This window comes from Streptomyces polygonati (genome assembly GCF_042650325.1).
Lineage (GTDB): Bacteria > Actinomycetota > Actinomycetes > Streptomycetales > Streptomycetaceae > Actinacidiphila > Actinacidiphila polygonati.
This window is the reverse complement of record NZ_JBHSBB010000008.1, coordinates 304,106-325,737: the sequence shown is the minus strand read 5'-3', so window position 1 is coordinate 325,737 and position 21,632 is coordinate 304,106. Positions and strand designations below refer to the sequence as shown.

Below are 21,632 nucleotides of genomic sequence, written 5' to 3'. Positions count from 1 at the left end.
CGGGTCGCCGCCGGGCCGCCGGGTCCGGGCGGCGCTCAGGAGTCGGTCCGAGGTCAGGCGGCGGGGCGGCTGACGATGGTGTGGACCGATCCGGTGGGCAATGACGCTGTGTTGACGGTGAGTTGACGCGCGGTGCTGCTGTACGTCCAGTCGGTGCCCTGGGTCAGGGTCCGGCCGTCGACGGTGACCGAGGCGGGGGCGGTCGCCAGGTTCCGCAGGTGAACGGTCCAGCGGCGGCTGGTGGCCTGGCCCGGGTAGCTGCCCTGGGCGGCGGCGATGCGCACGGTGGCGGCCGCGTTGTCGTAGGTGACGGCGGTCCGCGCGGACTGGCCGGTGGTGAAGGCGTTGGTGTCGCCGGCGTCCTCGTACAGCGAGAAGGAGCCGTTGGCGCCGGCGCCGATGTCCAGGGTCACCTGGTCCAGCGGGCGCTGGGCCGCGTTGTCGACCTGGTCGGTGCGGGTGGCCAGGATGCCGCCGCCGCGGATGAGCACCGGCATGGTGGACAGGTCGTCGGTGATCTGGACGGTCGCGGGACCGGTGTATGCGGTGTTGGTGAAGTAGTCGGTCCAGGTGCCCGGCGGGATCCAGACGCTGCTGGTGGCCGAGGTGCCGGAGGTGGTCACCGGCCGGACGAGTACGTCGTCGCCGTAGAGGTACTCACCGGCGTTGGTGTAGGCGGCGTCGGACTCGGGATAGTCGAGGTACAGCGGGCGGACGACGGGCACCCCGGTGTCGTAGGCCTGCCGGGCCAGCGAGTAGGTGTACGGCACCAGGGCCTCGCGCAGTTGGAGGAATCTGCTGGCGGACGCGTTCGCCGCGGCGCCGTAGTTCCAGGGCAGCCGGTCCCCGTGGTCGGAGTGGAGCCGGTCGACGGGCTGGAAGGTGCCCAGTTGCACCCAGCGGGCGTACAGGTCGTCGGCCAGGTGGCCGCCGTGGAAGCTGCCGATGTCGTCGCTGACGTTGGACATTCCGATGGCGGCCTCGTCCGGGGTGAACTGCGCCTCGTAGGCGAGCATGTCCCAGGTGGCGGGGGTGTCGCCGGTGAACTGCAGGGTGTTGCGGTGCTCGGCCCAGGGTCCGGCCGGGTAGGTGCCGCCGTAGTTCTGGTAGGAGGCGCCCATCCGGGAGAAGGCGAAGCCGCGTACGCCGCGGGCGTCGTCGTGCTGCTTGTAGAGCTGGTTGATCCAGGCGTCGGGAGTGATGTCGGGCGCGCTGACCTGGCTGGCGTCGCAGCACCAGTCCAGCCACCACTCGCGCACCCCCTGCTGCTCGAAGGAGCTGTGCAGGTCGAAGTACGCCTTGGCCTGCTGGGGGTTGCTCCAGTCGAAGACGTAGTTGCCGCCGGACTGGGCGAGACCGCCGGCGGTGGCGTTGGCGGCGGCGAACTTGGGGTCGTTGCCGCCGATGGCGGCGTGGATGTTGAGGGCGACCTTGAGTCCCTGGGTCTTGGTCCAGTTCATGAAGCCGGTCGGGTCGGGGAAGAGGCCGGTGTTCCAGTTCCAGCCGTCCCAGGTGCTGGGCGACTTGTAGTCGGTGTCGATGACCAGGGCGTCCAGCGGCACGTGGTTGGCGCGGAAGGCGGGCAGCAGGGTGTTGCGGTAGTCGGCGTCGGTGTAGGCGTAGTAGCGGGAGTACCAGACGCCGTAGGCCCATTGGGGCAGCAGGGCGGTCGGGCCGGTGACGGCGCTCAGGTCGGTGAGGGCCTGCTTGTAGTCGTGGCCGTAGCCGAAGAAGTAGCCGTCCTGGTACGGCTGTCCGGCCGTGGTGGGCCGCTGGCCGATGGTGCCGTCGGGGTTCTGGACCGGTGTCCTGCTGTCGTCGAGCAGATACCAGCCGGCCCGGCTGAGCACACCGGGGTGCAGTGCCACCGGCAGCGTGGCGGGGTTGTCCAGGCCGCGGTACCAGCCGCCCAGTTGGGAGTTGCCGCCCGGCGCGGTCCCCGGGCCGGGGTAGGCGGCGCCGGGCTGGAGCAGGGCGAAGCTGTCGATGTTGACCCGGCCGTTGTCACCCGCCCCGCGGGAGATCTTGACCGTGTCGGCGCCCGCGGTCAGCGGCAGACTCAGGGCGGCGGTCTTCCAGGTGTCCCAACTGCCGGTGGGCGGAAGGGTCAGCGTGCCGACCGCGGCGCCGTTCACGGTCGCGGTCAAGGTGCGCTGGGTGGTCTGGCCGTCGCTGCCCGCGGCGTTGGCGTAGCGGACGGCGAGGGAGTAGGTGCCCGCCGCCGGTACGGAGCCGACGGTCGCGGTGACGCTCGCGCCGGTCTGCTCGAAGCCGGCCGCGAAGCCGGTGCCGGTGAAGCCGGCGTGGTCGGTGCCCACCGTCACGCCCGCGGTCAGCTGCGCGGCCTCTCCTTCGCACAGGGCCCCGAAGGCGCAGCCGCCGGCCGTGGCGGCGCCCGCGTAGGGGTGGACGGTGACGCTCTGGCCGGCGACGGTCAGTTGGGCGGTGACGTTGTCGGCGCCGAAGGGGCCGGAGCCGCGCCGGTAGCGCAGGTCGACGGCCGCGGTGCGGATCTCCCGGTAGCCGTCGGCGGTGACCGTGCTGGTGTACGCGACCGGTGCGTGGTTGCGGTTGACCGCGTTGAAGGTGGGGCGGTCCTCGAAGTGGCCGTCGCCCGCGTACTCCATCCGGATCACGGTCGGACTGATCACCTCGAAGCGGGCGGAGCCGTCGACGACCGCGTTCGCGCCGTCGTCGGCGGCGGCCGGTGAGGCGGGGAGCAGCGGTGCGAGGCACGCGGCCAGCAGGACGGCGGCGAGCGCGCCGGTCCGGGCGGCGCGGCGGGCGCGGGGCCGGCGCGGCCGGATCGGCGGCTGCTGCGCCGGTCCGACGCGGGTGGCGCGGCGCGCCGGCCGCATTCTGGGCAAGGACATGCCATACCTCCGGAAGTACGGGTGCCGTGGGGGACGCCAGCCAACGAGTGTGACGCAAGCGACAGCTGATGTCCGTAGTGCGGACCGGTTGCTTTCATCGTCCATGCCGCCAACTGCCGCCGTACCGTCGGTTTTTTGCAGACGGGGGTGCTCGGCGCGGTGCGGACTTTGACATCTCTTTACAACCCGGCCCGGTCCCGCGTCGTCTCTGCTCTCGATTCCCGGTCCGGCCCCGCCGGTTCGCTCCAGTTCCGGGGGCCGCGGGAGAGACGAGGGAAAAGGACATGCGCAAGCGTTCAGTAGCCGTGGCGGCCGCTGCCGCCGCCGCGGCGGCGTGCACCGCCGTCCCCGCGACGGCCTCGACTCCGGTCCTCGCGTCGGCCGGCCCGATGTGCGCCACCTCGCAGTTGTCCGTCGCCCAGAGCGGCGGCGACGCCGGTGCCGGCAATCTCTACTTCTATCTGGTCTTCACCAACCACAGCGGCACGACCTGCCACCTGACCGGCTACCCGGGGGTGTCCATGCTGGACGCGGGCGGCCGGCAGATAGGCCGGCCCGCCACCCGCGAGCACCCCGGTTACAGCGCGGTGGTGCTCAAGCCCGGCGCCTCGGCCAGCGACACCATCCACACCGTCAACCAGCAGGGCACCTGCCTGCCCACCTCGGCGCGGCTGCGCGTCTACCCGCCGGGGAACACGGCCTCCGTCCTCGTACCGGCCAAGATCACCGAGTGCTACGACACGTTCGCGATCACCCCGCTGGGCGCGGGACGGAGCGGCAACCCCGGGAACGCGACCGAGCCCACCGCCCCCACGGCCACCGCCGCTGCCTCCGTCCCCGCCACCGACGCGCCCGCACCGGCGGCGAGCGGCGGCGCGCAGGTGACCGCCGTGCCGAAGGGCGCCCCGGACACCGGCCTGGCGGCGAAGTCCTCCGGCGGCACGGACACCGCGGCGGTCGCGGCGACCGGGGCCGCGGGCCTGCTGGCCGTCGGCGCCCTCGGCGCGGTCGGGGTACGCCGCCGCAGGTCGCAGACCCGGGGCTGAGCGTTGAGCCGCGTGTTCCCGATGGCCGCCGCGGGCGGGCGGAGCTCCGCCCGCCCGCGCCGCCGCGCCCGTACCTCGCTCGGTCTGGCCGCGGCCGGACTCGCCCTGCTGTGCGGCTGCGCCTCGACCTCTCCGGTCCGGGCCCCCGTGGGCGGCGGGCCGGCGCCGGCCGCCACCGCGACGACACCCCGTCCGGCCACCCCCGCGACCGCGGCGCCGCCGACGGCCACCGGGGTGACGCCGATGGCCCGCTCGCTCCCGCTGCGGCTGCGCGTCCCGGCCATCGGGGTGGACACCGCCGTGATCCCGCTCGGTCTGAACTCCGACGGCACGGCGCGGGTGCCGCCGATCGCCGCGCACGCGCCGGCCGGCTGGTACGACGGCTCGCCGACCCCCGGCCAGACCGGCCCGTCGGTGCTGCTCGGCCATGTGACCGTCGGCTCCTACGGCGACGGGGTCTTCCTGCGGCTGAACCGGATGCGCCGGGGCGACCGGGTGATGGTGGCCCGGGCCGACGGCACGGTGGCGACCTTCGCGGTGGACTCGGTGCGGACCGTCCCGAAGTCGCGCTTCCCCACCGCCTCGGTCTACGGGAACGTCGACCACCCGGCGCTGCGTCTCATCACCTGCGGCGGCACCCGGGTGAGCGGGGGCGGCGGCTACCCGGACAATGTGATCGTCTACGCCTCCCTGGTGGCCGGTTCGTGAACCGGGGACAGACGGCGGTGCGGCGCCCGGGCCCGACGCGCGGGACCGCCGGGGCGGGCGACGGATCCGGCCCGGCGGAAGGCGCCGGCACCGCGGGCCCCGCGGGCGGCACCGGCAGAGCGAGAAGTGAGGAGACAGCGGTCATCCGGTCTCAGGAGAGCGCGGCCTCCGAGCTGTTCGAGGCGATCTACCCCCGGCTGGCGGGCTGGTGCCGCCGTCTGGTGGACGACGACGGGACCGCGCACGAGATCGCCGCGGAGGCGTTCACCCGGTTGTGGGCGCGCTGGACGAAGGTGGACGAGCCGACCGGTTTCCTCTATGTGACCGCGGCCAATCTGGTCCGCGACCACTGGCGCAAGATGGAGCGCGAGCGGCGGGCCATGCGCCGGGTGAAGACGGAGGAAGCGGTGAAGCAGCGGCCGGACTCCGCCGACCCGTCGGTGCGGATGCTCGTCCAGTCGCTCCCCGAGCGGCTCCGGAACCCGGCCCTGCTGTACTACTACGCCGATCTGCCGGTGCGCGAGGTGGCCGCGCTGCTGGGCCGTAACGAGGGGACCGTCAAGGCCGATCTGCACGCCGCCCGCGAACTACTCCGCGCCGAGCTCGGGGGACACCATGACCGGATTTCCTGACGACGACCTGGCCGGCTCCCCCGCCGGGCCCAGCGCCCCCCGCGAGCCCGGCCCTTCCGGTTCCGGGCGGTCGGCCCAGGATGCGGACGGCGACGCGCCGGAGTCGCTGCCGCGCTCCCCCGCGCCCTTCCTGTCCGCGCCGCCCGGCTCCTTCCAGCGGATCAGGCGCAGGGCCGCGCGGCGGCGCAGGATCAGGGCCGCGGTCGGTGGTTCGGCCGCGGTGGCGGTGGTCGCCGGCGCCCTCTACGTGGCCGGTTCGCTGCACACCGGCGGCGGTGACGAGGTGGTGGGCCCGCCCGCCAGCAGTGTCCGCCACAGTCCGCCGTCCGTCACCGGCACGGCTCCCAGCACCGCGCGGCCGCTGCCGCCGTCGGTGTCCGGCAGCACCGGCTCGCCCGTGACCCGGCCGGTCCCGGTCGCCCCCGCGCCCGACACGAAGCCGCCGACAACCCCCGGCACCGGCTCGCCCACCGTGCCGCCCAGGCCGACGTCCTCCGGCGGCGCGACATCGCCCGCCACGACCGCGATGTGCACGGCCGCGCAGCTGTCGGCCGCCCTCGGCGGCGGCGACGCCGGGGCCGGCAATCTCTACCGCTATCTGGTGCTGACCAACACGAGCACGACCGCCTGCCATCTGACCGGCTTCCCCGGCCTGTCCCTGCTGGACGCGAACGGCGCGCAGATCGGCGATCCGGCCACCCGGGAGCCGGTCGCGTACCAGCCGGTGGTGCTGGCGCCCGGCGGGTCCGCCAGCGACACCGTCCACACCGTCAATCACCAGGGCGCCTGCTTGCCCGAGTCGGTGCGGGTGCGTGTCTATCCGCCGGGCAGCAGGGCGTCGCTGGTCTTCCCCGGCAAGATCACCAACTGCGACGACCTGCTGGCGATCACTCCCCTCACCGGCGGGGAGACCGGCAACCCGCCGTCGTGACGGGCGGGTTGCCGCCGAGAGCGACGAGCACCCGCGCTCCGGACCGTCCGGGGGCCGGGGCGGCCGGGCCGGCGGCGGTCAGGGCCCCGGTGTCCTGCCGGCCGGGAGGAGGGCGGCCAGCGCCTTCTTGTCGGGCTTGCCGCCGGGCGCGACCGGTACGGCGTCGAGCACGGTGACAGTGGCGGGGACGGCGGGCTCGCCGAGCGCGGCGCGGACGGCGGCGCGCAGGGCGTCCTGGTCGGGCTCGCGGCCGGCGACCGGCACGACGAAGGCATGGGCGGCCTCCCCGGTGCGCTCGTCGGGCGCGCTGACCACATAGGCCTGGTCGACATCGGGATCGGCGGCCAGCGCCGCCTCGATCGCCCCGGCGTAATACAGGATCGCGTTGACGATGACGACGTCCCGGGCCCGGCCGACCAGCCGGAGGAAGCCGTCCGCGCCGAGGACGCCCAGATCGCGGGTGCGGAACCAGCCGTCCCGCACGACCTCGCGGGTCTGCTCCTCGTCGTACCAGTAACCGGAGGCCTGGCCCGGGGACTTGACCCACAGCTCGCCGGCGCCGCCGGCCGGCACCGGTTGTCCCAGCGGGTCGCGGATCTCGATGCCGACGCCCGGCATCGGGCGGCCGACCGAGTCCAGCACCCGCTCGCCGCGCTCGGCGAGATCCTCGGGGGTCAGCAGGCTGAGCATGCCGGTCTCGGTCAGGCCGTAGCCCTGGTGGAAGGCGTGGCCGAGCCGGTCCGCGGCCTCGGCGAGCCGGTGCGGGGGCAGCGGGGAGCCCGCCACGAGCAGCACCCGCAGGGCGCTGAGGTCGGTCGCGGCCGGGTCCTCGGCGCGCAGGGTGTCGAGCACCTGGTAGAGCCGGGGGACGGTGCACAGGCAGGCGGTGATCGCGTAGCGCTCCCAGACCCGGGGGAATTCGAGCGGGGCCTCCGGGATGACGGCGGTGCCGCCGCTGAGCAGGCACAGCGCGAGGTGCTCCAGCATCACGGCGCTGGTGAGGGTGCCGAAGACCAGGTAGCGGCGGTAGCCGGCGGCCAGTCGCGCGGTGACCGCGTCGCGGCGGGCGGGCTGCCAGGTCCAGTGCTCGCTCAGCGAGCGGTAGGTCTGGGCGGCGCCCTTGGGGCGGCCGGTGCTGCCGCTGGTGAGGGTGATCAGGGCGATGTCGCCGGGGCGGCCGCGGGCGGTGAGTTCGTCGCCGGTCAGGGTGGTCTTGGCCAGCAGGTCGTGGTCGACATCGAGGATCCGGGCGGCGCCGGCCGCGGCCGCCAGTCCGGGTCCAGCGGTGGTCGCGTCGGTGATCACCACGTCGATGTCCTCGGCGAGCACGCCGACCAGTTGGGGCGGGGTGAGCCCGGGCCGCAGGCCGGTGACCCGGCAGCCGAGCAGATGGGCGGCGATCTGCGCGGCGAATCCGGCGGGGGTCACAGCGGTGGTGACCGCCACACCGGTGTCCCGGCCGAGGCCGGCCGCCCGCAGGTTCGCCACGGCGCGTCGTACCAGGTCAAGGACCTCGGCGCGCGGCACCGGGCGGGACCGGAATTCGAAGGCCGGGAGGCCGGGCTGCCGGACGAAGTCCTCGACGAGTGCCTGCGGAAATACCGATTCGGCCGGATTGTTCACGGCTTCCTCCGATCCGGGACGATCACGGGGTCGTTTTCCAGCCGCACGGGAACTCGGCCGGATACGCCCCCCGCGCCGCTCACGGGCGTACGCCGGACCACCTGCGGCACCGTTGCCGAAGTTATCCGGCCGGGCGAATCACCACCGCCCCGCACCGATGTGATATGGATCACATTCTGAAGTCTGGATACCTCTTTTAACTCTCAACTACGGTGGTGCCGGTCATCTTCCGAAGCGGGAGGGTACATGTCGGGCGAAGAGCGGGTCGATTACCTCGTCATAGGCGCGGGACCGGCCGGAATCCAGGCGGCTTATTTCCTGGGCCGGGCCGGCCGCAACTATCTGGTGGTGGAGGCGGGTGACGCGCCGGGTACGTTTTTCACCAGGTTTCCCCGGCACCGGAAGCTGATATCCATCAACAAGCGGCACACCGGCTGGGACGATCCCGAACTCAATCTCCGTACCGACTGGAACTCCCTGCTGTCGGTGGAGAACACCCCGCTGTTCACCTCGGTCACCCCCCGCTACTTCCCGGACGCCGACGATCTCGTCGGCTACCTCGCGGACTTCGCCGAGACCCACAAGGTGAACATCCGCTACCGCACCCGGATCGCCGGCATCACCCGCCCGCCCGCCGAAGACGGGGGCGCCCGGGGCGACTTCCGGGCCACCGCCGAGGACGGCACGGTCTTCCTGGCCCGGCGGCTGATCGTGGCCACCGGTGTGACCCGGCAGTACATCCCGCCCATCGAGGGCGCGGAACTCGCCGAGCGCTACGACGAGGTCCCGGTGGACCCGGCCGGCTTCACCGACCAGCGGGTCCTGATCATCGGCCGCGGGAATTCGGCCTTCGAGACCGCCGACAATCTCATCGAGACCGCCTCGGTCATTCATGTGGCGGGCCCCGGCGCACTGCGGCTGGCCTGGCAGACCCACTTCGTCGGACATCTGCGCGCGGTGAACAACAACTTTCTCGACACGTATCAGCTGAAATCGCAGAACGCACTGCTGGACGGCGAGATCATGTATGTCCGGCGCGACGGGGACGATGGACCCTATCGCGTGGCGGTCAAGTTCGTACGGGTGAACGAAATCATCAAGGAAATACCGTACGACCGGGTGATCCTGGCCACCGGATTCCGCTTCGACGCCTCCGTCTTCGCCCCGGAATGTCGGCCGGAACTCACCATAAAAGACCGTTTTCCGGCACAGACCGAAGCCTGGGAGTCCACGAACGTCCCCGATCTGTATTTCGCCGGCACCATCACACAGGTACGGGACTTCAAGAAATCCACCAGCGGATTCATCCATGGCTTCCGTTACGGGGTACGGGCCCTGCACCACATTTTGGAGCAGCGCTACCACGACGAGCCCTGGCCGCGCCGGGAGCTCCCCGCGACACCGGAAGCGGTCGCCGACGCGGTGATTGGCCGGGTCAACCGCACTTCGGCGCTCTGGCAGCTCTTCGGCTTCCTCGCCGACGCGGTGGTGCTGCGCGCCGACGGTACGGCCGCCTATCACGAGGAACTGCCGGTCGCCCATCTGCATCGGGCCGTCGCCGACGGCCTGCTCGGCGACGTGGACCGCTACTTCGCGGTCACCCTCGAATACGGCGCCGACCACGACAAGGTCAATCCGTTCGACATCTCGGTGGGCCGGGTGGCGCAGGCCGACACCGGCGGGCTCGACGGCCGGTATCTCCACCCGGTGGTCCGGCTGTTCCGCGGGGGCGAACTCCTCGCCGAACACCACCTCACCGAGAACCTGGAGAACGAATGGGACCGTGAGGAAGTCCACCGTGTGCCGCTGGTGCGCTTTCTGACCGAGCGCCTCCGGCCGGAAAACGCTGCCCAGAGCCCGTCATGACCGCCGATAGCGGCGACGCGCCCACCGTGCTGTCGGAGCTGCGCGAGAAGGCCGGCACCCGCCTCGACCCGGTGCACCGGGACTTCTTCGAGGGCGGGGCCGACGCCGAGATCGCGCTGGCGGAGAACGAGCGGGCCTTTCGGCGGCTCGCGCTGCTGCCCCGGATCCTGCGGGGCTCGGGGCCGGCCGACACCGCTGTCACCCTGCTCGGCGACCGGGCGGCGCTGCCGGTCTTCGTCTCGCCCACCGCCTTCCAGCGGCTGGCCCATCCGGACGGCGAACTGGCCACCGCCCGCGCCACCGCCGCGGCCGGCACCGTACTGATCACCTCGATGGCGTCGACCACGGCGGTGGCCGAGGTCACCGCCGCGGCCCGCGCGGTGCGCGCCGACGCGGCCGTCTGGTTCCAGCTCTACCTCCAGCCGTCGCCGGAGGTCACCGACGCGCTGGTCCGGCGGGCCGAGCGGGCCGGCTGCGGCGCCCTGGTGGTCACCGCGGACTCACCGGTCTTCGGCCACCGGGCCCGCGACGACCGCAACGGCTTCCACGACCTGCCCGCGGGCTTCGCCGCCGAGAACATGCGCGACCTGCCCGGGGCGCCTCAGGGCGGCACCCTCGACATCGCCATGTCCCCCGGACTGTCCTGGGACGACCTGCGCCGGCTGCGGGCGGCCACCCGGCTGCCGATCGTACTGAAGGGCGTGCTGCACCCGGACGACGCCCGGCGGGCCGCCGACGAGGGTGTGGCCGCGCTGCTGGTCTCCAACCACGGCGGGCGGCAGCTCGACGCGGCGCCGGCCACCGTGGAGGCGCTGCCGGCCGTCGTCGCCGCGGTCGGCGACCGGCTGCCGGTGCTGCTCGACGGCGGGGTGCGGTCCGGTTCCGACGTGGTGATCGCGCTCGCGCTGGGCGCCACCGCGGTGGGCGTCGGCCGCCCCGTGCTGTGGGGCCTGGCCGCCGAGGGCGAGGCCGGGGTGGCGCGGGTACTGGAACAGCTGCGGGCCGAGGTGGCGCACGTGCTGACGCTGTGCGGGGCCCGCGACAGCGGCGACCTGACCCGCGATCAAGTGGTCGTACGCGGACTGGGGGTGGCGGAGTGCTGACCGTACGCCGACCGGGGCGGGTGGCCGGATGATCAAGCGGATCGCCGCCGTCGCGGTGGCACTGTCCACCCCGTACTGGCTGCCGAAGGCCGTGATCGGGCTGCGGGTGAAGGTGTTCGCCCAGGTGAACGGGCCCGAGGGCGTCGTGGTGCCCGACGAGCGGGTGGGCCCCGACCGGTTCGCCGAGCTCTACGCGCATCCGGCCGCCGACGGCCGCAGCCGGGGCGCGGGGCTGTCCGACCTCTTCTGGTACTGGCTGGCCCCCGGTCCCGAAGTCCACCAGGAGCATCTGGAACCCGGGCCGCGCTACGACGCGGTGGCCCGGACCACCAGCGCGATCCTGGCCGGCGGCAGCGCCGAGCTGTCGGCCGCCGCCACCCGGTGCGCCGCCGCCGTCCTGGACGAACTCGGTGACGGCGAGGCCACGCTGGTCCGGCTGCGCGATCTGATGATGCCGGTGTGGGCGGAGTTCTTCTACGGCCTGGTGTTCCGCGAGCCGTGCCCGCCGCTGGCCCGCCGGCTGATCGTGGACAACGCCGAGGACGTCATCAACTCGCTGAAGAACACCCGGTTGCGGCACATGGACCGGCGCGCCCGGCTCACCCGGTATCTGCTGCGCCGGCTCGCCGCGGGCGAGGTGCCGCACGAACTGCCCGCCGAGCTGACCACGCCGCGCGACCGCGCCCACTACCTCCAGGGCGCCTTCTTCAACACCGCCGTGGTGCAGATGTCGGAGGCGATGGCGCACCTGCTGCTGGTGCTCGCCGCCCGCCCCGACCTCCAGCGGCGGCTGGCCGAGCACCCGGACGACGACCACGGCCTGGGCAACGTCATGAACGAGACGCTGCGCATGTATCCCCTGTTCGGCATCGCACACCGCATCACCAGCGAGGACATCGACCTGGGCGACGGCATCGGCTATCCGGCCGGCACCGTGCTGTGCTTCGACTACCCGGCCTACCACGCGACCGGCTACACCGACCCGGAGCGCTTCGACCCCGACCGCTGGGACCACCTGTCGGTCAAGGACGCCCACCACATCCCCTTCGGGGTGGCCGCGAACCGGCCCTGCCCGGCCTGGCGGCTGGCCCCGCTGGCGATGCGGGCGGTCACCCGCGAGGTGCTGCGCCGCTTCACCCTGCACTCGTCGGTGTCCCACACCCGCTCCATCCCGCACCGCGCGCCCTGCCTGCTGGTGCCGCGCGACCGACCGCTGCCGCGCCACCGGATCGCCGCCGTGCTGGCCTTCCTGCGGCTGCGCGACCGCTGGGAGGACGTGGGGCGCAGTCTGCTGCAGTTCGGCTTCGGCAGCTGGATGGTGCTGGACGCCCGGCGGGCCCGGCCCGCCGAACGGTACTTCGAGCGGCACGACACGCAGGGGCGGGCCCTGGAGAGCGCGGCCCCCATGCGTCCGGGATGCCCGGTCGGCGCGCACCGCACCGCCCCGGGCGGCGGGACCGGCCCGGGTCCCGCCGCCGGTCCTCCGCCGGACTGAGCCCGCCCCGTATCAGACCCCCCACCCCCGCACGCCCAACGCCGAAGGGTCGATCCACCATGACCGCCACCGCGCTCGGCACCGCCTTCCTGTTCGCCGCCGTCGTCATCCTCGTCACCTGCCGGCTGGTCACCTGGGCGCTGCGCCCGCTGCTCCAGCCCCCGGTGGTCGCGGAGATGCTCGCCGGCGTGCTGCTCGGACCGTCCATCCTCGGGCTCGCCGCCCCTCGTCTGGAACACTGGATCTTCCCGGCCGAACTGCGGCCGGTGCTGTACGTGGCCGGTCAGCTCGGTCTGGTCCTGTTCATGTTCCAGGCGGGGTACGAATTCCGCCTCGACCGGATCAAGCCGGTGGCCCGGTCGGCGGCGGCCATCTCGGCGGCCGGGATCGCGGTGCCGCTGGCGCTGGGCGCCGGACTGACCTGGGCCGTCCACGACTCGGTGCACGCCTCGCCGGCGGGTGTCCCGCCGCACATCACCGCGCTGTTCGTGGGCGTCACCCTGTCCATCACGGCCTTCCCCATGCTGGCCCGGATCATCACCGAACGCGGTCTGACCGGCACGGTGTTCGGTACGGTCTCGCTGGCCGCGGGCGCGCTGGACGACGTGGTGGCCTGGGTGATGCTGGCCGGGGTGATCAGCTTGTCGCGGAGCAGCTCGGGACCGGTGCTGCTGGCGGTCGTCGGCGGGCTCGGCCTGGTGGTGGCGCTGGCGCTCCTGGTGCGGGTGCGCGACCGGCTGGCGCGGGCGGCGGACCGGCTGGCCCCGCATCAGCTGGTGCTCGGCGTGGTGCTGCTGCTGTGCCTGTCCTCCTGGTACACCGACCGGATCGGCCTGTACGCGGTCTTCGGCGCCTTCAGCCTGGGGGTGGCCTTCCCCCGCTCCCCCGGCATCGAACGGGCGATCGGGGCGACCGCGCCGCTGAGCAACGCCCTGCTGGTGCCGCTGTTCTTCACCTACTCCGGTCTCAACACCGACACCGGGCTGCTGGGAGACCCGGCGCTGCTGGCCTTCGCCGCGGGTTGCATCGTGTGCGCGATCGCCGGCAAGTTCGTGGCGTGCTGGCTGGTCGCGCGGGCGGCCGGGCAGAGCGGCCAGGTGGCGCTGCGGATCGGCACCCTGATGAACGCCCGCGGGCTGATGCAGCTGATCGCCATCAACGTGGGGCTGGCGGAGGGGATCGTCTCCCGTTCGATGTTCACGGTGCTGGTGCTCGTCGCCCTGGTCACCACGATGATGGCCACTCCCCTGCTGGCTCTGTGGGACCGGCTGGACAACGGCCTGCCCGCGGTGGACGACGAGCCGCCGCCGGAGGCCGGACCGCCGCGCTCCGCGGTGCCCGCGATGGACAGCGGGTCCGCTGCGGACGGACGGGGCTGACCTGGGGTTCCCCGCCGTCGTTTGCCTCTGAGGCAAGACTTTTGCCTCAGAGGCACAGGGCCTGCTTCCATTGATCCATGGAAGCCACCGGAGCCGCCGAACCCGCCCCCGACGAGGAACTCGTCCTGGCCCCCCGGCTGCGCGAGCGGCGGCGGGCCGGCGGGCTGACCCTGGAGGCCGCGGCCCACCGGCTCGGCCTGTCGGCGGCGCACCTGTCACGTATGGAGTCCGGGCTGCGCCAGCCGTCGCTGCCGGTGCTGCTCGGACTCGCCCGGTTGTACGGGACGACCGTGTCCGACCTGCTCGGGGAGACATCGGCCGAGCCGGATCCCATCGTACGCGGCGGCCGGATGCCGGCCGTACCGGCCGGCGGCTGGACGTACTGGCGGGCCGGCGGCACCGGCCGGGCCATGCAGGCGCTCCGGGTGCACGTACCCGCCGGGGCCCAGCGCGCGCTCGTCCGGGTGCACCCGGGTGAGGAGTGGCTCTACGTCACCGCAGGCGAGCTGGAGCTGACCCTCGGGGAGCGCGCCCACCGGCTGGCCGCCGGGGATTCGGCGCACTTCGACTCACTGGTGCCGCACCGGCTGGCCGCGGCCGGGACAGCCGGGGTCGACCTGCTCTTCCTCCACACCTTGATGCAGAGCGAGACCTCGACCCTGTGCATCGGGCCGCGGGACACCACCGACAGCCTGGGAGACCGGCGATGACCATGCACGAGACCGAACCCACCGCGCAGCCGCTCGCCGCGCCCGCCGCGGAGTCCGTCACCGATCCCACCGCGCCGGCCGTGGTCCGCACCACCAACGGCACCGAACGGCGCAAGGAGCGCGGGGTGGTGCTGCGGGTGCTGGTCTACGTGGTCGTGGCGCACCTGCTGGCCTTCTATCTCTGGCTGATGTTCGCGGTGCTCGGCAAGCACTGACACCGGTGGCCCGGACGGGCCGCGGCGGCCGGCCTTCCCACGGGAGAAGGCCGGCCGCCGCTCGTGCGACCGGGTCAGCGGTTGGCGAGGCCGTTCCCGGAAAGCACCGGGATGTCGTCCGCGATGTGCGAGAGCGGCTCGTCGCCCTTGGCCTGGGTGGAACCCTCGGCGCACTGCTGGTTCTGCGGCGAGGACAGCACCTGGATGTCCTGGGCCGTGACGGGGATGAGCAGGCCGATCAGCGAGCCGACGTTCGCCTTGGCGGGGACGCCGAGGCAGAGCTTGTTCAGCGAGCCCTGCACCAGGCCGATCTGCGGGCTGAGTTCACCACCGGTGCTGGTGTTGCCGTACGCCTGCGTGGCGCCGTTGCCGTTGACCGTGGTGGTCCCGACGTCGTTGCCGATCGCCGAGGCGGTGCCGGCGCCGGTGGCGACCACGGCCGCGGCCAGACCACAGGCGGCCAGAGCCCTACGGGTGCGCATATGTCTCCTATCAGTGACGAAACGGTGAAAGCGGCAGCAAAATACCGTTTCCATGCCTCGGCGGCATCATCTTCACCCGATCGTCGGCGGGGCGTGTACCGGCGCCTTTCGGGGCCGTCCCCCGTAGCGGTGAATACGGCGACTCGCCGCGCGGTTCGCCGACGACGGGACGCGACACAGCAAGCCGTGATCGAATGGGCGCCACGCCACAGGCCGGGCGCCATGTGCCGGACCGGGCCTGGCGTTGAGGGAACGGGGTAAGGAGAGGTCACCGTGCTGCGACGAGTCCCGGACCGCGTGCGCCCGGCAGGGCGCGTCGGAGCCCTGCTCGGTACGACCACCGGTGCCAGGGCGCGCGAGGGCGAACGTCCGGTGCCGCTGCCGCTGACCGTGCTGCCGTACGCGGTGATGGCGCTGGTCGCGGTGGTCGACGGAGTGGCCGGCGCGAGCGTGGGCCTGCTGCCGCTGGTCTCGCTCGGCCCCGCCTTCGCCGGCCTGATCGGGACGTGGGTGCGCACCGCGGTGATCGGGGCGCTGGCGGTCGCCGTGGTGTGCGCGCTGGGCGTGGCGGACGGTCTGTTCTCGGAGCGACGCGGTTTCGCCGCGATCGGGGCCGTGGTAGGGGTGACCGTGGCCGGGGTGATCGCCGCCGTGACCCGGCAGCGCCGCGAGGCGGAACTGGCCAGTGTGCGCTCCATCGCCGAGGTGGCCCAACGGGTGCTGCTGCGGCCGGTGCCGGCCAGCCCCGGGCAGTTGCGGGCGGCCGTGTCCTACACCTCGGCGGTGGCCGAGGCCCGGATCGGCGGCGACCTGTACGAAGTGGTGGCCTCGCCCGCCGGGGTCCGGGTGATCATCGGCGATGTGCAGGGCAAGGGCCTGGAGGCGGTCGAGACGGCCGCCGTGGTGCTGGGCGCCTTCCGGGAGGCGGCCTGGGACGAGAAGACCCTGGAGGGCGTGGGCGAGCGGGTGCAGCGCGCCACCGACCGTACGGTGAGCGGCGAGAAGTTCGTCACCGCGCTGATGGCCGAGATCAGCCCCGAGTACGGCACCAGGCTGCTCAATTTCGGGCATCCGCCGCCGATGGTGGTCTCCCCCGACGGGACGGTGGTCTTCCCGGAACCGCAGGCCTACTCGCTGCCGCTGGGCCTCGGTCTGAACCGGGGACAGGGGCCGGTGCCCTTCACAGTGTCGTTCCGGCCGGGCGACCAACTGCTGCTCTACACCGACGGCGTCACCGAGGCCCGGGACGCGGCCGGCATGTTCTATCCGCTGGGCCAGCGGGCCTGGCTGCTGTCCGAGAGCGATCCGCAGGACGCCCTGGAGGCGCTGCGCACCGATCTGATCCGGCACACCCGGGGCCCGCTGCACGACGACGCGGCGATGCTGCTGCTGCGCCACCGCGAGCCGGAGCCCGCACCGGCGGAGCCCGCACCGGGTGGCCGGCCGGCCTCCTGAACCAGCGCCGGGCCGGGAAGCACCGGGTCAGCGGCAGTCGGGGTGGCCCCAGCCGTCGTCGTTCCTGGTGATCGGCTCGCCGGCCGCGTAGGAGCGCCCGCAGCGGCACCTGCCGGGGAACTTCGCCTTGAGGGTGCGGGGCGGCCCCGGCGCCTTCTTGCCCGCGGCGACGGTGACGACCGGGCCGGCCGCGGGCGCCGCGGTGGACATCCGCCGGGCGCCGCCGGTCGGGGAGGGCGGCGGCTTCGGGGAGTCCAGGGCGCTGCCGGCCGGCTGCTGGAGGACCGCGGCCTGGCTGGCGGCGCGGTCGGCGAAGTCGTTGAGCGGGTCGCCGCCCACCTGGTGGGCGGGCACGTAGCGGAACTCCACCGTGCGCCCGGTGAGCAGTTCGTCGATCCTGACCACCAGGTCCTGGTTGGCGACCGGCTTGCCCGCCGCGGTCTTCCAGCCCTTGCGCTTCCAGCCGGGCAGCCAGGTGGTGACCGCCTTCATGGCGTACTGGGAGTCCATCCGGATCTCCATCGGGGTGTCCGGGGCGACGGCCGCGAGCAGCCGTTCCAACGCGGTCAGCTCGGCCACGTTGTTGGTGGCGACGCCCAGCGGCCCCGCCTCCCAGCGGACCGGCTCGCCCGATCCCTCGCCCACGACCCATGCCCAGCCGGCCGGTCCCGGATTGCCCTTCGATGCCCCGTCACACGCGGCGATGATGCGCTCGACCACCCCCTGATCATGCCAGTCCGCGGGGGCGGTCCGGCACATCGCCCCCTGCCGGGGTCCGGCCGCGGTCCTGATACGGCTTTCGCGCCTCCCGGACTGCGCGGAACGCGGCGGGGACGGAGCATGGGGGGTACGGGCAGCCGAACCGGAGGGAGAGGGCGTCGGATGGGCGGTGGACGAGACGGGCCCACGCCGGATGAGGAGCCACCGGACCAGCGGACGCCGGACCTCGGCATCCGGCGCGGCCGGGACGAGGACCAGGACGTCTTCGAGCTGCGGCAGATCGAGGCCCTCAACCGGCTGCGGTCCGGTCCGCCCGACGCCGAGCAGGCCGAGCGGGAGCCCCTGTCCGGCGAGAGCGACGCTCCCCCGCCCGAGCCCGGTTCCGTCGCCGCCGCCCGGCGCCGCGACGCCGCGCTGCTCAGCACCGGGCACGACCTGGCGGAGGCCGACTCGCTGGCCGACGTGCTCAGGGCGCTGGCGCAGCTGCGCACGCCGGGCTTCGACCTGGACGGCCTGGTGGTCTTCGGGGTGACCGAGAAGTTCCTCAACGGGCTCGGCCAGTACGGCTTCCGCGACATCGACGCCGAACGCACCGTCCGGATACCGATGACCACCAAATACCCGGCCGTGGAAGTGGTCACGACCGGTCGCCCGGTCTACCTCCCCTCCCGGGAGGAGTACCGGCGGCGCTATCCGTCGACCTGGCCGCTGACCGAGCCCAGGGACCGCGCCTCGTGGGCGTTCCTGCCCCTGGTGACCGCGGGGCGGATCACCGGGGTGTGGATGGCGAGCTTCGCCTCACCGGTCGCCTTCACCCCGGAGGAGCAGGGCCTGCTGATGTCGACCGCGCGGCTGGTGGCCCAGTCGCTGGAGCGTACCCGCACGGGTGAGGCCGAGCTGGCCCTGTCCCGGGGCCTGCGGCGCAGCATGGGCTCCTCCGAGCCGGCGTCCGCCGGGCTCAGCGTGGCCACCCGGTATGTGCCGACCGGCGGCGGGCTGGTGGTGGGCGGCGACTGGTACGACACCATCAATCTGCCGACCGGCCGGCTGGCGCTGGTGATCGGCGACGTCCAGGGCCATGACGTGCACGCGGCCGGTCTGATGACCCAGTTGCGTACCGCTGTGCACGCCTACGCCGCCGAGGGGCACGGGCCGGACGCGGTGCTCTCGCGCGCCTCGCGCTTTCTCGCCGCGCTGGACGAGGACCGCTTCGCCACCTGCATCTACATCGAGGCCGATCCGGCGACCGGGGTGATGCAGATCGCCCGGGCCGGTCATCCGCACCCGGTGCTGCGGATGCCGGACGGCACCTGCATGATCAAGCACATCCGCGGCGGACTGCCGCTGGGACTGATGTCCGAGTCGGACGACTATCCGATCAACGTCCTGGAGCTGCGCCCGGACGAGGTGATGCTGCTGTGCACCGACGGGCTGATCGAGACCGGCGGGCACGACATGTACACCGGATGGGTGCGGGTGCGCGACGCGATGTCGCCGGGGCCGTCGGCGGACATCGAGGGCATGGCGGACCGGCTGATCCGGGCGATCGGCAGCCCCGTGGCGGGGGTGGAGGACATCCGGCTCTCGCCGCGCAACGAGGACGACATCGCGCTGCTCCTGCTGCGGCGGGACACCGAGGTGCCGCACCCGGGCGGGCCGGACCGGCGGCTGGTGCTGACCATCGAGCAGGACCAGGCGCAGGGCCTGGCCGAGGCGCGCGCCGAGCTGAAGTCGCTGCTGCACGACTGGGCCCAGCCGGACCAGGTGGACACCGCGGGCCTGCTGGCGTCCGAACTGCTGGGCAACGTCCTGGTGCACACCGACCAGCCGGCCGCGCTCATCGCCACCGTCAGCGGGGAGCCGGGGCGGCGCACCTTGCGGGTGGAGGTGACCGACGGCGGCGACGAACTGCCGCACCAGCGGGCACCGGGGGAACTGGCCTCGTCCGGGCGCGGTCTGGTGCTGCTGGACATCCTGTCCGACCAGTGGAGCGTACGGCCGGACGCGGAGGGCAAGACGGTGTGGTTCGCGCTGCACGAGTCCAGCGGTACCGGGTCCAGCGGTACCGAGTCCGCCGCCCTCGACGCCGGCGGTCTCGCCGACCCGGGTGACCTTGGTGATCCTGACGACCCCGACGATCCCGATGGTTTCGACGGCGGGCCGGGCGGACCCGGCGATCGGCGCGATCAGCCGCCGGAGGGCGGGGCGTCGGGGTAGGGCGGCGGGCCGACCTCGACGGCCGGCAGGTCCGGCACCCAGAACTCCACGGTGGTGCCGACGCCCGGCTCGCCGCGCATGGACCACCAGCCGCCGGCGCTCTCGGCCCGCTCGCGCATCTCCATCACCCCGAAGTGCGGCTGCGCGTGGTCCGTCGCGGGGATGCCGCCACCGCCGTTGCCGTCGCCGTCGCCGTCATCGATGACGCGGGTGAGCAGTCCGCCGTCCGCCGAGGCGATCTGGAGCCGTACGGCGCCGGCGTTGGCGTGTTTGCGGACGTTGAGCAGCGCTTCCTGGACGATACGGAAGACGGTGACCGCGGTCTCCGGCGCCGGTTCGCGGGGCAGCTCATGGGTGAAGGCGGCCTCCAGTCCCCAGCCGCGCACCACGTCGTCGAGATGGCGGGCGAGGGATTCGACCAGGCCGTGGCGGTCGATGCCCGGCGGGTGCAGCCGGAAGGCCAGCTGGCGCAGCCGGGCCACCGCGTCGCGGACGGAGTCGTCCAGCCGGCTCAGCTCGGCCGCGTACGGCTCGGGCGCCCGGTCGGCGAGCAGTTGCAGCCGCATGCCGACCGCGACCATCGACTGGATGGAGTCGTCGTGCACGTCCCAGGCGATCCGGCGGCGTTCGGCCTCCTGGGCCCGTACCAGGTGGGCGAAGAGCCCGCGCCGCTCGCTGAGCGCCTGTTCCGCGGCCCGGCGTTCGGTCATGTCCCGGGTGACCTTGCCGAAGCCGCGCAGCTCCCCCGTCTGGTCGAAGAGAGCGGTGATCACCACATTGGCCCAGAAGCGGGAGCCGTCCTTGCGGATGCGCCATCCCTCGTCCTCCAGGCGGCCCTCGGCGACCGCGATCTCCAGCTCGCGGTGCGGCTTGCGCGCGGCGATGTCCTCGGGCGGGTAGAAGACGGAGAAGTGCCTGCCGGTGATCTCGTCGGCGCGGTATCCCTTGATCCGCTCGGCGCCGGCGTTCCAGCTGGTGACGTGGCCGCCCGGGTCGAGCATGAAGATGCCGTAGTCCAGCACGCCCTGGACCAGCAGACCGAACGCCGCCTCGGAGGGCGCGGCGACGCGCGGCGGCGGTCCCTGCGCCGGCTGGAAGGGCTGGGTGGTCATCGCAGCAGGCCCTCACGGCGGGCCGTGGTGACGGCCTCCAGCTGGGAGCGGGCGCCGAGCTTCTCCAGCACCCGCTGGATGTGGTTGCGGGTGGTGTTCAGCGCGACACCGAGGCGCCGGCTGATCTCGGCGCTGCCCAGGCCTTCGCCGAGCAGGGCGAGCGTCTCGCGCTCGCGCGGGGTGAGGGTGGCGCCGCGTTCGGGGGTGCGGCCGGTGAGCCGGTCCAGTACGGCGCCGAGCAGGCCTTTGCTGAAGGCCACCTCGCCGGCCGCCACCCGCCGTACCGCGTCGCGCAGTTCGCCGAGGTTGTCGGCCTTGAGGATGAGTCCGGCGCCGCCCGCGGCGGCCACCCGGGTGGCGTCGGAGGCGGAGCCCTCGCCGGCCAGCACCAGCACCCGGCAGTCCGGCGCGGCGGCCCTGAGCCCCGCGATGGCGTCGATCCCGTCGCCGTCCGGCAGCCGCCGGTCGAGCAGCACCACGTCGGGCCGGAGCCGGGTGACGTCGGCGAGCGCCGCCGCCAGCGACGCGCTGCGGCCGACGACCTCCAGATGAGCGGTGCGGTCCAGCGCCATCCGGATCGCCTCGGCGACCATGTCGTGGTCCTCGACCAGGACGATCCTGATCCTCCCGGCCGCGGCGGCGGCAGGCCGGGAGGACGACGAGGGGGACTGCGGCATCAAAGGATCCTCGGCGGTAGACGCTCCCCGTCCGAGGCGAACACCTCGTCCGCGCCGACCAGGGTGAACAGACGGGCCACCTGCGTATGGACGCCTTCCACCCGCAGTTCGACGCCGAGTCTACGCGCCGAGACCGCCGCCTCCAGCAGGACGTTGAGGCCCGCGCAGTCGCAGAACCACAGGCCCCGCAGGTCGAGCAGCAGTTCGCGCGGGCGCCGGGCGTAGCAGGTGGAGAGGGCGGCGCGCAGCGGCCGCGCGCCGTCCAGATCGAGCTCACCGGTGAGCGCGAGCGTCGCCCGGGCGGCCCCGCAGTCCGCCGTGACCCGCAGCGCCGGGGCGGTCATCGCCCGCCCCCTGTCTTTGTCTGTGCGGAAGACACCAGACCAGC

Annotated in this window: 19 protein-coding genes; 12 read left to right on the top strand and 7 right to left on the bottom strand. The window is 73.4% G+C overall.

Features of this window, described 5'->3' with window-relative positions:
• Positions 1 to 53 precede the first annotated feature (53 nt).
• A complete protein-coding gene (locus ACFO3J_RS10105; RefSeq protein ID WP_386428226.1) occupies positions 54 to 2,873 on the bottom strand; it encodes a TIM-barrel domain-containing protein in 2,820 nt (939 codons plus the stop codon).
• Between the two features lie 284 nt (positions 2,874 to 3,157).
• On the opposite strand from ACFO3J_RS10105, the gene ACFO3J_RS10100 reads away from it, so the two are divergent.
• The 4 genes from ACFO3J_RS10100 (at position 3,158) to ACFO3J_RS10085 (ending at position 6,190) form a co-directional block, all read left to right on the top strand.
• Positions 3,158 to 3,919, top strand: a complete 762-nt coding sequence (locus ACFO3J_RS10100) for a DUF4232 domain-containing protein (RefSeq protein WP_386428225.1) — start codon at positions 3,158 to 3,160, stop codon at positions 3,917 to 3,919.
• A 21-nt stretch (positions 3,920 to 3,940) separates the two neighbouring features.
• A complete protein-coding gene (locus ACFO3J_RS10095) occupies positions 3,941 to 4,627 on the top strand; it encodes a class F sortase (protein ID WP_386428312.1) in 687 nt (228 codons plus the stop codon).
• A gap of 143 nt (positions 4,628 to 4,770) precedes the next feature.
• Positions 4,771 to 5,259: an RNA polymerase sigma factor gene (locus ACFO3J_RS10090; RefSeq protein WP_386428310.1), complete on the top strand. Its 489-nt coding sequence runs from the start codon at positions 4,771 to 4,773 to the stop codon at positions 5,257 to 5,259.
• The gene (locus tag ACFO3J_RS10085) at positions 5,243 to 6,190 is read left to right on the top strand and encodes a DUF4232 domain-containing protein (RefSeq protein WP_386428223.1); all 948 of its coding nucleotides are present in this window, start codon (positions 5,243 to 5,245) and stop codon (positions 6,188 to 6,190) included. The genes ACFO3J_RS10090 and ACFO3J_RS10085 overlap by 17 nt, the downstream gene beginning before the upstream one ends.
• 78 nt (positions 6,191 to 6,268) lie before the next feature.
• Here the strand turns inward: ACFO3J_RS10085 and ACFO3J_RS10080 are convergent, their stop codons facing one another.
• Entirely contained in the window at positions 6,269 to 7,813 is a 1,545-nt protein-coding gene (locus tag ACFO3J_RS10080; protein ID WP_386428221.1) for a class I adenylate-forming enzyme family protein, read from the bottom strand.
• A gap of 246 nt (positions 7,814 to 8,059) precedes the next feature.
• Here ACFO3J_RS10080 and ACFO3J_RS10075 point away from each other — a divergent pair, with 246 nt between their 5' ends.
• The 6 genes from ACFO3J_RS10075 (at position 8,060) to ACFO3J_RS10050 (ending at position 14,581) form a co-directional block, all read left to right on the top strand.
• Positions 8,060 to 9,679, top strand: coding sequence for an NAD(P)-binding domain-containing protein (locus ACFO3J_RS10075; protein WP_386428218.1), 1,620 nt, complete (start codon positions 8,060 to 8,062; stop codon positions 9,677 to 9,679).
• Complete coding sequence (locus tag ACFO3J_RS10070) at positions 9,676 to 10,782, top strand: alpha-hydroxy acid oxidase (RefSeq protein ID WP_386428217.1); 1,107 nt, start codon at positions 9,676 to 9,678, stop codon at positions 10,780 to 10,782. Before ACFO3J_RS10075 ends, ACFO3J_RS10070 begins: the two co-directional genes overlap by 4 nt.
• 28 nt (positions 10,783 to 10,810) lie before the next feature.
• Positions 10,811 to 12,277, top strand: a complete 1,467-nt coding sequence (locus tag ACFO3J_RS10065) for a cytochrome P450 (RefSeq protein ID WP_386428216.1) — start codon at positions 10,811 to 10,813, stop codon at positions 12,275 to 12,277.
• Positions 12,278 to 12,336: 59 nt separating this feature from the next.
• Complete coding sequence (locus ACFO3J_RS10060) at positions 12,337 to 13,656, top strand: cation:proton antiporter (RefSeq protein ID WP_386428215.1); 1,320 nt, start codon at positions 12,337 to 12,339, stop codon at positions 13,654 to 13,656.
• 77 nt (positions 13,657 to 13,733) lie between these two features.
• Entirely contained in the window at positions 13,734 to 14,366 is a 633-nt protein-coding gene (locus ACFO3J_RS10055; RefSeq protein ID WP_386428213.1) for a helix-turn-helix domain-containing protein, read from the top strand.
• Complete coding sequence (locus ACFO3J_RS10050) at positions 14,363 to 14,581, top strand: DUF6126 family protein (RefSeq protein WP_386428211.1); 219 nt, start codon at positions 14,363 to 14,365, stop codon at positions 14,579 to 14,581. Before ACFO3J_RS10055 ends, ACFO3J_RS10050 begins: the two co-directional genes overlap by 4 nt.
• A 74-nt stretch (positions 14,582 to 14,655) precedes the next feature.
• On the opposite strand, the gene ACFO3J_RS10045 is transcribed toward ACFO3J_RS10050, so the two are convergent.
• Positions 14,656 to 15,063: a rodlin gene (locus tag ACFO3J_RS10045; RefSeq protein ID WP_386428209.1), complete on the bottom strand. Its 408-nt coding sequence runs from the start codon at positions 15,061 to 15,063 to the stop codon at positions 14,656 to 14,658.
• Positions 15,064 to 15,471: 408 nt separating this feature from the next.
• Here ACFO3J_RS10045 and ACFO3J_RS10040 point away from each other — a divergent pair, with 408 nt between their 5' ends.
• Entirely contained in the window at positions 15,472 to 16,518 is a 1,047-nt protein-coding gene (locus ACFO3J_RS10040) for a PP2C family protein-serine/threonine phosphatase (protein WP_386428308.1), read from the top strand.
• Positions 16,519 to 16,545: 27 nt separating this feature from the next.
• Here ACFO3J_RS10040 and ACFO3J_RS10035 read toward each other — a convergent pair whose 3' ends face one another.
• On the bottom strand, positions 16,546 to 17,277 hold the full coding sequence (locus ACFO3J_RS10035; RefSeq protein ID WP_386428208.1) for a ribonuclease H family protein: 732 nt from the start codon (positions 17,275 to 17,277) through the stop codon (positions 16,546 to 16,548).
• 123 nt (positions 17,278 to 17,400) lie between these two features.
• On the opposite strand from ACFO3J_RS10035, the gene ACFO3J_RS10030 reads away from it, so the two are divergent.
• Positions 17,401 to 19,455, top strand: coding sequence for an ATP-binding SpoIIE family protein phosphatase (locus ACFO3J_RS10030; protein ID WP_386428206.1), 2,055 nt, complete (start codon positions 17,401 to 17,403; stop codon positions 19,453 to 19,455).
• Here the strand turns inward: ACFO3J_RS10030 and ACFO3J_RS10025 are convergent.
• The 3 genes from ACFO3J_RS10025 to ACFO3J_RS10015 are packed head-to-tail and all read right to left on the bottom strand — an operon-like array spanning position 19,425 to position 21,588.
• The gene (locus tag ACFO3J_RS10025; RefSeq protein ID WP_386428205.1) at positions 19,425 to 20,567 is read right to left on the bottom strand and encodes a PAS domain-containing sensor histidine kinase; all 1,143 of its coding nucleotides are present in this window, start codon (positions 20,565 to 20,567) and stop codon (positions 19,425 to 19,427) included. The two genes, ACFO3J_RS10030 and ACFO3J_RS10025, sit on opposite strands and share 31 nt — an antisense overlap.
• A complete protein-coding gene (locus tag ACFO3J_RS10020) occupies positions 20,564 to 21,244 on the bottom strand; it encodes a response regulator (RefSeq protein ID WP_386428203.1) in 681 nt (226 codons plus the stop codon). The genes ACFO3J_RS10025 and ACFO3J_RS10020 overlap by 4 nt, the downstream gene beginning before the upstream one ends.
• Positions 21,244 to 21,588 carry an STAS domain-containing protein gene (locus tag ACFO3J_RS10015; RefSeq protein WP_386428202.1) on the bottom strand — a complete coding sequence of 115 codons (345 nt, stop codon included), beginning with the start codon at positions 21,586 to 21,588 and terminating at the stop codon, positions 21,244 to 21,246. Before ACFO3J_RS10015 ends, ACFO3J_RS10020 begins: the two co-directional genes overlap by 1 nt.
• Positions 21,589 to 21,632: the final 44 nt, after the last annotated feature.